At 57.4% G+C, this 14,200-nt stretch carries 12 protein-coding genes; 1 reads left to right on the top strand and 11 read right to left on the bottom strand.

Annotated elements, in window-relative coordinates; all coding sequences use genetic code 11:
• The first annotated feature begins 63 nt into the window (after window positions 1-63).
• Entirely contained in the window at window positions 64-483 is a 420-nt protein-coding gene (locus CAFE_RS14680) for a GNAT family N-acetyltransferase (protein WP_166525150.1), read from the top strand.
• A 206-nt stretch (window positions 484-689) separates the two neighbouring features.
• On the opposite strand, the gene CAFE_RS14675 is transcribed toward CAFE_RS14680, so the two are convergent.
• The 11 genes from CAFE_RS14675 to lepA all read right to left on the bottom strand — a co-directional run bounded on the left by CAFE_RS14675 (window position 690) and on the right by lepA (window position 13,648).
• Window positions 690-1,244: a hypothetical protein gene (locus tag CAFE_RS14675; RefSeq protein ID WP_156991035.1), complete on the bottom strand. Its 555-nt coding sequence runs from the start codon at window positions 1,242-1,244 to the stop codon at window positions 690-692.
• Between the two features lie 56 nt (window positions 1,245-1,300).
• A complete protein-coding gene (locus CAFE_RS14670) occupies window positions 1,301-2,263 on the bottom strand; it encodes a P1 family peptidase (RefSeq protein ID WP_156991034.1) in 963 nt (320 codons plus the stop codon).
• Entirely contained in the window at window positions 2,260-2,814 is a 555-nt protein-coding gene (locus CAFE_RS14665) for a phosphopantothenoylcysteine decarboxylase (RefSeq protein WP_330594026.1), read from the bottom strand. Before CAFE_RS14665 ends, CAFE_RS14670 begins: the two co-directional genes overlap by 4 nt.
• Window positions 2,811-3,611: a phosphopantothenoylcysteine decarboxylase domain-containing protein gene (locus CAFE_RS14660; RefSeq protein WP_156991033.1), complete on the bottom strand. Its 801-nt coding sequence runs from the start codon at window positions 3,609-3,611 to the stop codon at window positions 2,811-2,813. The genes CAFE_RS14665 and CAFE_RS14660 overlap by 4 nt, the downstream gene beginning before the upstream one ends.
• Window positions 3,612-3,749: 138 nt before the next feature.
• On the bottom strand, window positions 3,750-4,736 hold the full coding sequence (locus tag CAFE_RS14655) for a C39 family peptidase (protein WP_083210147.1): 987 nt from the start codon (window positions 4,734-4,736) through the stop codon (window positions 3,750-3,752).
• A gap of 254 nt (window positions 4,737-4,990) precedes the next feature.
• The gene (gene dnaJ, locus CAFE_RS14650) at window positions 4,991-6,151 is read right to left on the bottom strand and encodes a molecular chaperone DnaJ (RefSeq protein ID WP_066646863.1); all 1,161 of its coding nucleotides are present in this window, start codon (window positions 6,149-6,151) and stop codon (window positions 4,991-4,993) included.
• A 126-nt stretch (window positions 6,152-6,277) separates the two neighbouring features.
• On the bottom strand, window positions 6,278-8,137 hold the full coding sequence (gene dnaK / locus CAFE_RS14645) for a molecular chaperone DnaK (protein ID WP_156991032.1): 1,860 nt from the start codon (window positions 8,135-8,137) through the stop codon (window positions 6,278-6,280).
• 60 nt (window positions 8,138-8,197) lie between these two features.
• Window positions 8,198-8,788, bottom strand: coding sequence for a nucleotide exchange factor GrpE (grpE, locus tag CAFE_RS14640; protein ID WP_156991031.1), 591 nt, complete (start codon window positions 8,786-8,788; stop codon window positions 8,198-8,200).
• 17 nt (window positions 8,789-8,805) lie between these two features.
• Window positions 8,806-9,837, bottom strand: a complete 1,032-nt coding sequence (gene hrcA, locus CAFE_RS14635) for a heat-inducible transcriptional repressor HrcA (protein WP_066646869.1) — start codon at window positions 9,835-9,837, stop codon at window positions 8,806-8,808.
• Between the two features lie 757 nt (window positions 9,838-10,594).
• Window positions 10,595-11,701 (bottom strand): radical SAM family heme chaperone HemW, encoded by a 1,107-nt coding sequence (gene hemW / locus CAFE_RS14630; protein ID WP_156991030.1) that lies wholly within the window; start codon window positions 11,699-11,701, stop codon window positions 10,595-10,597.
• 138 nt (window positions 11,702-11,839) lie between these two features.
• A complete protein-coding gene (gene lepA / locus CAFE_RS14625; RefSeq protein ID WP_066646873.1) occupies window positions 11,840-13,648 on the bottom strand; it encodes a translation elongation factor 4 in 1,809 nt (602 codons plus the stop codon).
• Window positions 13,649-14,200: the final 552 nt, after the last annotated feature.

Raw genomic sequence — 14,200 nt, 5'->3', positions numbered from 1 at the left:
TGGTCTTCCCATCTTTTCCCCAATCGTGCTACAATGGGGAAAATCATACTTGGAGGAACCACAATGAACTTTCGATATCAGTATTCCCTTTCCGTCGCGGATTATCTCCGCCTTCGCAAGGCCGTGGGGTGGAAATCCGTCTCGGAGCGGCAGGCCCGCGCCGCGGTTGAGCACTCCGACTATCTGGTTTCGGCCGAAGCGGACGGCAGAGCGGTCGCCTCCGCGCGGCTGGTCAGCGACGGCGGCACCGTATTTTACATCGCGGACGTGATGGTCGACCCGGCGTATCAGGGCGGCGGTGTCGGCAAGACGATGGTTTCGATGATTCTGGCGCAGGTGCGCGCCATGCTGGAAGACGGTGAAATGGTTCGCGTCAACCTGATGGCCGCGGTCGGCCGGGAACCTTTCTACGAAAAGCAGGGATTTGTTCGACACCCGTCCGACCAGTTTGGCGCCGGAATGTCGTATACCATTGAAAAATAAAAAGGGGCCGTTGCAAGCGGCCCGAAAAAGAGTCGGAGCAACCATACGAAAAGGTATTGGCAGCTCCGGCTTTTTGCCTGTGAAAGAAAATAAAAAAGGGGGGGTGCTGCAAAATTTTCGTTTTGCAACACCCCCAAGAATCTCTTTAAGGACGTGTGATTTTATGAACCGGGCGAAAATAATTCCCCGGTAGCCCGCGGCCCATTTTACGGCGCGGACGCAGAGGAATCGCTCTCCATTAAGGAAATGCCCGCCGTGGACCCGTCCGCGTAACACGCTTCAAAGCTCGAAAACGGCGCCGGTGAAACTGTTTTTCCGGACCCGTCTCTTGCGCCGACATTCTTTGGCGCGCGGTCTCCCGTTAGAGTCACCGCCGTTTTCCCCTGGTATCGGCAGACGACGGTCACGCGTTCAACGCCGCGTTCCAGCGGATTGGAAGTCAGTTCTTCCTGAACGGCCCCGATGACCGTGCGGTAGTTCGCCAAATCCATTCCCTGCTGGAACGCAGGAAAGGAAGCCGCCGAAGCGGATTCCTGTTCCTGCGGAGCGTTGCCGAGGTCCAGCGTGAGCGTCATCGCAGAACCCGACCGCGCGCACGAAACGACCTGCGCGTTCGCCGTCCCGATGCGGCGCGCCAGCCGGTCGGAAAGGCTCACGCCGACATTCTGCTCGAAACAAATTCCGAGAGCCGCCCCCACGGCTAATGCTGCCAGCAGCATAGCCGGAATTCGAAGCCGCCGCAGTTTCTCCGCGTTTTGCAAATGAATGCCCCCTCATTTTCAGCATTTTATCGCCGATTCCCTGCCCGAACCTCCGGTCACTTGATCAAATCGCGGTACGCGGGATAGCCGCCCAGCGATTCCGCGCTTTTTACCGCGCGCAGGATGGCGTTTTCAACCGCGCGGACCGCCAAAATGCCGGCCGCGTTGGGGTCGGCCTTTACCCGGCCGGTCGCCATCGTGAAGATTGTGTCTCCGTCGAAAGTCGTGTGCGCGGGCCGGACGGTTCGGGCAATCCCGTTCTGTGAAACGGACGCAAGCTTGTTTGCCTGGGCTTTCGTGAAGTCCGCGTTGGTGGCAACGACGCCGATCACGGTGTTTCCGCTGAAAATGTCGGTGTCGTCCCGATAATTTTCGAGCATCAGCGCTTCGCTGTCTCCGACCGTCCGGTCGTCGTTCAGTACGCCCGCTATGAGTCCGTTCTCCCGCTCGTCGAAAATGTCGCCCACGCAGTTTACCGCCATGACGGCGCCGACCTTCAGGTCCCCCGCCTGAAGGCAGAACGAGCCGATTCCCCCCTTCATCGCGTGGCCGGGGCCCCGGACCTTCCCGATCGTCGCCCCCGTGCCGGCGCCGACGCTGCCGACGGGAACCGGCCCCGCGGAAGCGTTTCGGCAAGCCTCGTATCCCATTTTTTTGTCCGGCCTTACCCCGGAATCCCCGCATTTTAAATCAAAAAGAATCGCGCCGCAGACGATGGGGATTTTCGCAACCTTCACATCCCGGCCGACCCCGCGTTCCTCCAGATATTGCATCACGCCGGCGGCCGCGTCCAGCCCGAACGCGCTGCCGCCCGCAAGCAGAACGGCGTGAATCGCGGCCCTCAGGTTCACCGGATTCAGCGCGTCCGTTTCCCTTGTTCCGGGGGACCCGCCGCGCACGTCGACCCCGGCGACGGCCCCTTCCTCGCAGAGCACCACCGTACACCCCGTCGCGGCCTTAAAATCCTGCGCGTGCCCGACTTTCATTCCTTCGATTTCGCAGAACTCCGCCTGTTTCATGAAATCCCCCCATCCTCCCGAAGGAATTCCTTCACTTTCTTCACGATCGTGCCGACGTCGGCCAAAGCCCCCCTGCCGACCTCGCCGCACGCGAGAACGGCTTCTTTCGGCGGGATGATTTCAAAGCCGTGCCGGCGAAGCTTTTCAAGGTTTTCCTGAACAATCGGGTTTTCGTACATCCTGGTGTTCATTGCGGGCGCAACGCAGCGCGGAATTCCCCGGACCGCCAGCACCGCGGCGGTCAGCATGTCGTCCGCGAGCCCGTTTGCCATTTTCCCGATCACGTCCGCGGAAGCCGGCGCCACAAGCAGCAGGTCGGCTTTTTTCGCAAGCGAAATATGCTTGATCTCACTTGGGTCCTCTTCCTGAAACACATCCGTGTAAACCCTGTTTTTCGAAAGGGCCTGAAGCGTCAGCGGCGTAATGAACGCCGACGCACCCTTTGTCATAATCACGTCGACCCGGTATCCCTGCGCGGTCAGGATACTCGCGAGATCGGCCCCCTTATACGCGGCGATGCTTCCCGTCACGCCCAAAAGAATGTTTTTCACTGTCTTTCCCTCTTCTCCAACAAGCTCAGCACCCTGCCCGCGATGCCCGCCGAAATCTCCGCTTTCGTTTCATAGCGCTCAAAGCTTCCGTCCGGGGAGAGCAGATATCCCACGTGCCGGTCGCCGCTGATTTCGGTCTGGTCGTTGGCGAGCACCAGATCGCAGGAATTCTTTTTCATTACCTCATGTCCGGCGTTGAGCAGCGTCTGTCGGTCGACGCCCTTCAGCAGCTTGAATCCGACCAGAACGGCTGAAGGACGCAGGGTCTTGACCAGCCCGATCAGCTTTGGCGTCCGCCTCATCATCAGCAGCATATGATCCAGCTCGGAGCTTACCTTCCGGCTCCGGTCCAGCAGCCGGTCGTTCCGATTGATGCATTCGAGCAGAAATTCAGCCAGCGCCCGCGTGCTCCGGAATTCCTGCCGGTCAGCGGAAGACAGCCTGTCCGCGAGAAACCCTGCCAAATTTTCCGCCGTCGTCACGCGGTCGACCGCGTAGTCGCTGACCGCCATGGAATGGATGACGGCGCCGATGTTTTCCCGCGTCAGCAGCCTTTCCAAAACGGTATTCGCCTCCTCCGCGCCCTGCACGGGGATCACTTCCGCATCGGCCCTCGGAACGGCGGAGCCCGGCGCGCAGACATAATAGATTTTTTCAATGCGGTCCCCGCCCCGGCGGACCAGTTCTTCCGCCGTCAGGCTGCCGAGTCTGCCGGTGCCCGAATTTGTGATTTTACGGACCCCGTCGATTTTCTCGGATATCCCGCCGGCGGTAATGATGATTTTCATGGTTTTCATCCGCTTTCCATCCCTTTTTCCTTATTTTAGCACGGGAAAGCCGGAATGCAAAGCTTCAAATGAAAAAGGCCGGAAGACGGATGCAGCTCTCTTCCGGCGTGAAATAATTCTGTTTTGATCGGCACCGTTCGCGAAAAATCAGCGCGGAGCCGAAAACGCCCACAAATTGCGAATCTGAGGTTTCAGCGTGTCATAACTCCAGGTTTCTTCGCTCCGCTTCCTGCTGTTCGGGTCGTGTACGGTAAATTTTCCGCTTTGAACCCCGCAAAGCACAATGAAATGCCCCTGCGTGGTGAAATCCCCCGGTCCCATGCAGCAGATAATCGGCCTTCCCTGCGACAGTTCTTCCGTGATCCTGCTTTCGCTCAGCGGAATTTCCCGGGAGCTCAGCCCCAGATTTTCCGCCCCGTCCGACATCAGAGTCCAGAGCGTGCTGTTGCTTTTCCGGTCCAGATAACCGTTTTTCGCGCTGTAATCGGCGACTGCTTTCGGATTTTTCGACGTGTCGCCCGTCAGGTTGACGGCAACCATGGAAAGGCAGGTCGGGCCGCAGCCGTCCAGCGCGATGATTCCGTCGCCGTAAGGCGCATACCCCCATTGTTCATCCCACTGGATGAACAGAGGGACTTGTCCCTTTTCAGATTGCTTTGAAAGATCGATGTTCTTAGAATAGGTTCCCTTCTTTTTCGGGTAATCCAGCGTAAAATCCAGCAATTCGGAATTTCTCCCCAGGGATTCCAGCAGGCGCTGCGGGTACTGTCCCGGGTTTTGCACAATGGGCAGCGCCTTCGGGTCCGCTTCTGCCATAGCCTCCAAAGCTTCCGCCGTGTCGGCGGACACCGTACCGCTTTTCAGCCCGTCATCGGCGGTCGCGCTGTCGCCGTGCTGTTCGTAGATTCCGGACGCCGGAGCCGTCAGGCTCCGAATCCCCTGTTTGAAAAAGGGGAGCTTCCAGACGCACACCGCCGCAAGCACAATCAGAATCAGCCACCGCAGCGGATGACGCCTTTTCCTCCGCCTTCTTTTTCTGCGGGGTTTCTCGTCATACCCGTTATCGAATTCATATTCATATTCGTCGTCATACCCGTAGCTGTCGTTTGCATCGCCATATTGATAGGTTTTCACGATGTTAATCCTCCTCGCGGAACAGCGGAAATTTCACGAAAGTTGTCCCCTTTTCTATACGCACGAAGTTTTGCAATTCTATCGGCGTTCTGTTTCACGTCGCTTCTATTCAAGGAGTCCTGCCCTGTCCGTATTAATTGTATTATTTATTATAGTGCAGTTTTCCGATCCCGTCAACAATACCTGCGGCAAACAAAAAGAGAGCCCCCGTAAACAGGGCTCTCTGCTTTCTGAAAAAATGCAGGTTCAGTCTGCTACTCGCCAAACATATCTTTGATTTTATCAAAGAAAGTTTTGCGCTTTTGGTAATTTTTGTCATCCGCTCCGGAATCGAACTCCGTCAGAAGATCCTTCTGTCTCTGCGACAGGTTCTTCGGCACCTCGATCGTCATGCGCACATACTGGTCGCCGCGCCCGCGCCCGCCCAGCTTGGGGATTCCCTTCCCCTTCAGCTTAAACACGTCTCCCGGCTGGGTTCCGGCATGAACCTGATATTCGACTTTTCCGTCGATCGTCGGCACAACGACCTCCGCGCCCAGAGCAGCCTGCGGAAAGGTGATCGGCATTTCACACCAGACGTCGTTTCCGCGGCGTTCAAAGATCGGGTGGGGCCGCACGCTGACATAAACGTGCAGGTCCCCGCTCGGCCCGCCGTTGACCCCCGCGTTGCCTCGGCCGCCCACATTGAGGACCTGCTCGTTGTCGATGCCCGCCGGGATGCTGATTTCAATCGTTTTTTCCCGCTTCACGCGGCCGGAGCCATTGCAGGTGCGGCAAGGGTCGTCGATTACCTTGCCGGTCCCGCCGCAGCGGTCGCAGGTGCGCGCCGTCTGCACCACGCCGAACGGCGTGCGCTGGCTGACGCGCACCTGGCCGCTGCCGCCGCACTGCGGGCAGGTCTTCGGTTCGGTGCCGTTTTTAGCACCTGTTCCGTGACAGTCCGGGCAGGCGTCCACTTTCTGATAATTGACGGTTTTTTTGCAGCCTTTCGCGGCCTCTTCAAAGCCGATGCTCACCGTGGCTTCGCTGTCGCCGCCGCGGCGCGGAGTATTCGGGTTGGCCCTGCGCCCGCCGCCGAACCCGAAACCGCCGAAATCAAAGCCGTCGAACACGCTGTTGAAAATATCGTCTATATTGATTCCGCCGGTGAACGGGCTGCCGCCCGCCGCCCCGCCGCCGAAGCTGGGGTCCACCCCCGCCTGGCCGAACTGGTCGTAGCGGGCCTTTTTATCCTTGTCGGACAGCACCTCGTAAGCCTCGTTGACCTCCTTGAACTTTGCCTCGGCTTCCTTGTCGCCGGGGTTCAGGTCCGGGTGGTACTTTTTCGCGAGTTTGCGGTACGCCTGTTTGATTTCGGCATCCGTGGCGTTTTTGGGGACGCCCATCACCTCATAATAATCCCTTTTTTCAGCCAAACTGAATCACTCCCGAGAATACGCGTTGAGGGCAGCCGAATAGGGCTGCCCTGACCCGCAGTTTATGTCAACGCCGCGCGCCGCCGGTTTTCTCTTTCTTGCGGCGGCCTGCGGTCGGATTTGAAATTATTTCTGATCCTTGTCATCGACATCCCTGTATTCCGCGTTGTAAACATTGCCGCCGTCTCCGCCCTGCGGCGCGGCGCCGCCGTCCTGCGTGGGCGGGACCGGGCCGCCGGCACTCTGCTGGGGCGCGGCGTTCTTGTAAAGCTTCTCGCTTGCCGCGTACATGGCCTTTTGCAGCTCTTCGCTCTTTTCTTTGATGCCGTCGGCGTTGTTCGCGGAAATTTCGCTGCGCAGCGCCGCCACTTTTGCGTTCAGATCGTCTTGATCGGACTGCGGGATCTTGTCTCCGCCGTCCTTAATCAGCTTTTCAACGGAATAGCAAAGGTTTTCGGCCTCGTTCTTCCGGTCGATTTCCTCGCGGCGCTTTTTATCCTCCGCTTCGAATTTTTCAGCGTCCTTCACTGCCTTGTCGATATCGTCCTTGCTCATGTTGGAGCTGGAGGTAATTGTGATCTTCTGTTCTTTCCCGGTTCCCATATCCTTTGCGGAAACGTTCACGATGCCGTTGGCGTCGATGTCGAACGTAACCTCGATCTGGGGAATTCCGCGCGGAGCCGGCGCGATGCCGTCCAGACGGAACAGGCCGAGCTGCTTGTTGTCGCGGGCAAATTCGCGCTCGCCCTGCAGCACGTTGACTTCCACCTGGGTCTGACCGTCCGCCGCCGTGGAGAAGATCTGGCTCTTTTTGGTCGGAATGGTGGTGTTGCGCTCGATGATTTTCGTCATCACGCCGCCCATGGTTTCAACGCCGAGCGAAAGCGGGGTGACGTCGAGCAGCAGAAGACCTTCGACCTCGCCGCCCAGAACTCCGGCCTGCAGCGAAGCGCCGATCGCGACGCATTCATCCGGGTTGATACCCTTGAACGGATCCTTTCCGGAGAGCTGTTTGACCTTATCCTGTACGGAGAGCATGCGGGTGGAACCGCCGACCAGCAGAACCTTTGAAATCTCGTTCCATGAAAGGGACGCGTCGGACAGAGCCTGTTTCACCGGGCCGACGGTCTTTTCCACCAGGTCGGCGGTCAGCTCGTCGTATTTCGCGCGGGTCAGGGTCATGTCGAGGTGCTTCGGGCCGTTCGCGTCCGCCGTGATGAACGGCAGGTTGATATTGGTGGAGGTCACGCCGGAAAGCTCGATCTTCGCCTTTTCCGCCGCGTCCTTGAGGCGCTGCATGGTTGCCTTGTCGCCGGAAAGATCGATTCCCGTCTCCTTTGTGAATTCGGAAACCATCCAGTCCATGACGCGCTTGTCGAAGTCGTCGCCGCCCAGGCGGTTGTTGCCCGCCGTGGCGAGGACCTCCTGCACGCCGTCGCCCATTTCGATGATGGAAACGTCGAATGTGCCGCCGCCGAGGTCATAAACCATGATTTTCTGTTCCTTATCCTTGTCGATGCCATAGGACAGCGCCGCCGCCGTCGGCTCGTTGATGATGCGCTTGACGTCGAGCCCCGCGATTTTGCCGGCGTCCTTGGTCGCCTGGCGCTGGGCGTCGGTGAAATAGGCCGGAACGGTGATAACCGCCGAATGAACCGCCTCGCCGAGGTACGCTTCCGCGTCCCCCTTCAGCTTTTGCAGAATCATGGCCGAAATCTCCTGCGGGGTGTAGTTCTTGTCATCTATCTTAACTTTATAATCGCTGCCCATTTCCCTTTTAATCGAGCTGATGGTACGGTCCGGGTTGGTGATGGCCTGGCGCTTCGCCAGCTGGCCCACAATGCGCTCGCCCGTCTTTTTAAACGCAACCACGGACGGAGTTGTTCGTTCGCCCTCCGCGTTCGGGATTACTACGGGTTTGCCGCCTTCGATCACCGCGACGCAGGAATTGGTGGTGCCAAGGTCAATGCCTATGGTTTTTGACATATTGATTTACCTCCAATACGTTTGATCAATTTTAATTTATACTCTATATGAAGAAAAAGGTTAGTTGGCTACCTGCACCATCGCATGCCGGATCACCCGGTCGCCAATCTTATACCCCTTTTGGAACACCTTGACTACGGTATTGTCTCCGCTTTCCCCGTCTTCCACATGGGAAATCGCGTTGTGCAGCTCCGGGTCGAAAGGATCGCCCTGCGCTCCCATTTCTTCCACGCCGAGTTTTTCAAGAGCCGACTTCATCTGCCTCTGCACCAGCTCGACGCCCTTGCGCATGTCTTCCGCGGTGCAGTCGGGCTGCTCCAGCGCGCGTTCCAGGCTGTCAGCCACCGTCAGAATTTCCAGTACGGCCGCCGCCGTGGCCTCGCTGTAAAGGGAGGCCTTTTCCCGCGCCGTGCGCTTGCGGAAATTATCGTATTCCGCCGCGGTTCTCAACAGAAGATCCTTCTGCTTTTCCAGCTCCCGGCTTGTTTCCTCCAGCTTTTTTTGCAGCTCCTCGCCGGGCTTCGGCGTTTCACTTTCGATTTTCTCGGCCTGGCCGCCCTGCTCCTGTGTCTGCGGGGACGGTTCCCCGGCGGTCTTTGGATCCTTCTCCTCGGCTTCGGCTGTCTGCCGCTGACTTTCTTTTTTCTCCAAAACTGGCGCCCCTTTCTTTATTCCAAATCCATCAGTTCCGTCAGCATCCTGCCGACCGAACCGGAAAGGTATTCAACACTTGAGATAATTCTGCCGTAATTCATCCGCATCGGCCCGATAATGGCAATGGCGCCCGCGTCCCTGCCGCCCACATTGTAGCGGGAGACGATCACGCTCGAGTCGCTCAGCTCCGGGCGGCGGCTCTCCTGCCCGATGATGACCCTCACGTCGTCCTTCTGCTTTGAAAGAAGCCGGCACAGGTCCGCCGGGCGGGACAGGAAGTCCATAATGCGCCGAATTTCCTCCTGGCCGAATTCCGGGTAAAACAGCAGATTGATTTCGCCGTTCAGGCAAACCTCCGACTGCATGGATTCCTGCGCCGCGTCCGCGACCGCCATTAAAGCGGAGCTGATCATCATCGCCATGTCGCCCATGGAAGCCGCCAGCGACTGGATATATGCCGGCGTCACGCTGGAAACCGGAACGCCGATCAGCTTTTCGTTCAGCATGCGGAAGAAGACCCGCAGAATTTCCGGCGTGATGTCGAAGTCGCAGTGGAACACGCGGCTTTTCATCGTCCCGGCGGAGGTCATCAGGATCACCATCGCCGTGCGGCGGCTGGTCTGCACCAGCTGCACCGCGCGGATGACGGCGGATTCGCCGCTCGGCGTTGTGGAAACCGCCGCGAATTTCGTCATGGACGCGAGGATTTTCGCGACGCCGTCCAGCAGCTTTTCCGGGTCGTAGGCGCTCGGCAGAATCAGGCTGTCGATATATCTCTTTTCGTCGCCCGTGATTCCGGGCCGCTTCATCAGCCGGTCGATATACACCCGGTAGCCCTTTTCGGTCGGAATGCGTCCCGCGGAGGTATGGGGCTGTTCCAGAAGCCCCATTTCGCTTAAATTGCTCATCTCATTGCGAACCGTCGCGGAAGAAACGTTGAAGTCAAGGGTTTCGCACAGCGATTTGGAACCGACGGGTTCGCCGGTCGCGATATACAGTTCAATCACAGCCGCCAGTATTTTCTGCTGTCTCTGTGTCAGTTCCATCCCTTTCCCCCCGTTTCTCAAGGCGTTTAGCACTCGGTGTGTCAGAGTGCTAACTCTATGTAATAGAGTACCATTAGTTTACCCCGTTGTCAATATGTTAATTGTAAACTAATTATGAAATCAGGCCGTTTTCCGGGCGTGCGCGGCATTAATCAGTTTGCGTTCGCTTCCCTGCAATATTCTTTTTCCATTTAAAAAATTTGTTCTTTTTAAAAAATAAATTCCGCTTTTCTTCCCGCGCGGGCGTCGCCATCGACCCGCTCAAAAAGGTTCAGCCTGTAAAAAATGGTTGAATTTTGAAAGCAACCGGCTTATACTGTAAGAGTAGGCACAATAAAAAGTGCAAAGCAGGGACAGGGCGCGCCAACACCCCGCCCCCTGCATACGGAGAACACCCCTCCATACACAGCGGAAACCCGCGCATTGCTGGAAATATTATACTCCTTCCGTCTCTTCTTGTACAGGGGAGCGGGGGAAAGGTTCCTGCTTTTCACGCGCGCCGGTGTATGGAATGGAACATTCCGGGCCGGCGCTTTTTTGTGCCCGCACGTGCCGGGGGGATGCCTTACGACCGTTTGACGGTCGAAGGCTCCGCCAAGCGTCGACGGCGCCCATTCTCTTTCCAAATGGGTTTGAGTGCAAAGCAAGCGTGAAAAGAAGTAGCAGCCAGACCGACCAAAGACAGCCCAGCCGTTACAGAGATGGGCCAGCCGAGAGCAGGCCGTCCGGGAATGATTCCCGGACGGCCTGCTCTCGTTTAAACAGATAAAATTTCCACCGTCAGCGGATTGGAAAGCAGAAACCCCCTCGGCGTAAAATGAAATCCGCTCTCGCCGCAAACGGTCAGTCCTCCGGGCTGAAATCGCCGGGCGGCGTCCTTCATCCGGTGCGGAACCGAAAATCCGAAGCGCTCCATGCACCGCTCGTCGGTCAGGCCCTCCGTCAGGCGCAGGGCCAGCATGGCGAATTCCTCAAACTCGCCGCCGTCCCCCTGCGGCTCCGCCGGTTCGCCCCGCAGAAACGCGCCGATGCTCCTCGGAACCGAGAACCTTTTTCCGTCCAGAAACGAATGCGCGGCGGGGCCGAATCCCAGATATTCCTCGCAGTGCCAGTATTTCAGATTATGGCGGCTTTTCATTCCGTTCTTCGCAAAATTTGAAATTTCATATTGATGGTATCCGCTTTGTTCCAATATTTCACACGCTGAAAGATAGAGCTCGGCTGTCGCATCTTCATCCGGAAGCTTCAAATTTTCTTTGTCTTTATAGTAAGCCGTTCCCGGCTCGATTTTCAATAGATACGCCGAAACGTGCCGCGCCCCCGCGCGGGCGCAGAACTCCACCGACCGGCGCAGGCTTTCTTCCGTCTGCCCCTGTACCGCGAGCATCAGGTCAAGCGAGATGTTCTCTAATCCGGCTTCCCGCGCATCCGCAGCACAGCGGGCTGCCTGCTCCGCCGTGTGCCGACGCCCCAACAGCCGAAGCTCCCCGTCATCCGCCGACTGGAGCCCCAGCGACAGGCGGTTCACGCCCGCCGCGCGGATTTCCCTGAAAAAGCCGGAGAGCTCTTCTCCCGGATTCGCTTCCACGGTGATTTCCGCGCGCTCCAGCCCAAACCCTGCACGCGCGGCTTCCACGATCCGGATGATCCGCTTCGCGCCGAGCAGGCTCGGCGTTCCGCCGCCGAAATACAGCGTGTCCGCTGTTCGGCCAGTTCGCTCCGATTCGTATTTTATATTATCAATGATACAATCTGTATATTCATCCATTCGTACTCCGGTTCCCCGGATCGAATAAAAATCGCAGTAAGGGCATTTCCCGTCGCAGAACGGGACGTGAACGTATAATCCGATCGGTTTTTGCATGTTTACCCTTTCTCAGGAAACGGGCAGCTGGTGCACAGGCGCGGCACGCCGCGGGAGATTCTCTAAACACTCCCGCCAAACTCTGCTCACGGTTAGCTCCGCGCTATACGGCGGGGCGCAGATGCGGCGGCACGCTGCCTATTCGTCCAGCTTGAGGACGCTCATAAACGCTTCCTGCGGCACCTCGACCGTGCCGAGCTGACGCATGCGCTTTTTGCCTTCCTTCTGTTTTTCCAGAAGTTTCTTCTTCCGCGAGATGTCGCCGCCGTAGCACTTGGCCAGAACGTCCTTGCGCAGCGCCTTGACCGTTTCGCGCGCGATGATCCTGCCGCCGATGCACGCCTGGATCGGCACCTCGAACATTTGGCGCGGGATTTTGTCCTTGAGCTTTTCCGCCATTTTGCGCGCGCGGGTGTACGCCTTGTCCTCGTGAATAATAAACGAAAGCGCGTCGACGGTTTCGCCGTTGAGCATGATGTCCAGCTTGACCAACCTGCTCTTCCGATATCCCTTTACCTCGTAATCGAACGACGCGTACCCGCGGGTGCGGCTCTTCAGCGCGTCGAAAAAGTCGTAGATGATCTCGTTGAGCGGCAGCTCGTAGTGGATATCCACGCGGTCCGCGTCCACATACTTCATGTCGATGAAGACGCCGCGGCGCTCCTGGCACAAATCCATGATATTCCCGACGTATTCCTTCGGCGTGTAGATATGCGCGTTGGTAATCGGCTCCTGCGCTTCCGCAATCAGCGCGGGGTCCGGATAATTGGTCGGATTGTCGATCGAGATCATTTCGCCTCCGGTTTTCACAATATGGTAAACGACGCTCGGCGCGGTGGTGATCAAATCCAGATCATACTCGCGCTCGAGCCGCTCCTGAATGATTTCCATATGCAAAAGGCCCAGAAATCCGCAGCGGAACCCAAAGCCCAGCGCGGCGGAGGTTTCCGGCTCAAACGAGAGCGCCGCGTCGTTCAGCCGCAGCTTTTCCAGCGCGTCGCGTAGATCCGGATACTTCGCGCCGTCGGCGGGGTACACGCCGCAGAACACCATCGGCTGCACCGGATGATAACCGGGCAGCGGTTCCTTTGCGGGCCGGTCGGCCAGCGTGACGGTGTCGCCGACGCGCGCTTCGCGCACCGCTTTAATCGAAGCGGAAATGACCCCGACCTCCCCGGCTTTCAGGCAGTCGCTCGATTCGAATTTTGTGGCGCGCATATAGCCGCAGTCCACAACGGTGAATTCGCTGCCGACCGACATCATCCGGATCACGTCGCCCGGTTTCACCTGCCCGTCCTTGATCCGCACATGCACAACCACGCCCTTGTACGGGTCGTAGTAGGAATCGAAGATCAGCGCGCGCAGCGGGGCGTTCTCGTCGCCGCCGGGCGGCGGCACGTTTTTGACGATCTGTTCCATGACCGCCTGAATATTCGTGCCCATCTTCGCGGAGATGCACGGCGCTTCATCGGCGGGAATGCCGATCACGTCCTCAATTTCTTTCCGGACTTCTTCCGGTCGCGCGGAGGGCAGGTCGATCTTGTTGATAACCGGGATGATTTCCAGCCCCGCGTCCACCGCAAGGTAGGTGTTCGCCAGCGTCTGCGCCTCGATGCCCTGCGAAGCGTCGACGACCAGCACGGCCCCCTCGCACGCGGCAAGCGAACGGGAAACCTCATAGTTGAAATCGACGTGGCCGGGCGTGTCGATCAGGTTAAAAACATAGTCCTGCCCATCCTCCGCGTTGTAAACAAGCGTGACGGCGTGAGCCTTAATCGTAATGCCGCGCTCGCGTTCCAGATCCATATCGTCAAGAATCTGGTCCTCCATCTCGCGCAGCGCCACGGATTGTGTCTGCTCGAGGATGCGGTCGGCCAGGGTGCTTTTGCCGTGGTCGATATGAGCGATAATGCAGAAATTTCGAATTCTGTCGCGTGGAATTGCCAATCCAATCACCGTTCCTGACTTTTCTGTCGTATCTTTTTCCCGAACCCGGGGCCGCTCTGCCTTCTGATACGAATCTGTATCGTATTATATCATAGGAAAGCCGAAAAGAAAACAACAGCGCCGGTGCGTTTTCCCACCGTACGCTGTTTTTGCCGAAAGCACCCCGGCCCCTGAAATGCCGAGCGTATACTTGTCGTTTTTTCACCTTTCTTATCATCCATTTATAAATCAGGAATGGGGCTGTTGCAAAATGAATTTGCGATAGCAAACTGTACAAACAGACAGCCCTGAAAGCAAAAAAATGCGTCTTGAAACGGCTTTAGAAACCCCGTCAAAGCGCATTTTTTGTGCATTCTTTTACGGTGAGGCTGTTTTGCAACAGCTCCATTCCACTTTAGCTTCTGGCAGGAGAGAATTTTAATTTTGTAGATATCCTTTGATTTGCTTCAGCGATATTTTTATCAGGAGGACAAATAAAAGCCGCTATGCCCCAAAGTCTCTTCATACTTTTAGCATCCTTTCCTGTTTCGCAGAATTTTCAAGTATTCGCCA

It is taken from the genome of Caproicibacter fermentans, assembly GCF_009746625.1.
GTDB lineage: Bacteria > Bacillota > Clostridia > Oscillospirales > Acutalibacteraceae > Caproicibacter > Caproicibacter fermentans.
Note: the sequence above shows the minus strand (reverse complement) of the source record. Positions and strands in the feature narration are given on the sequence as shown.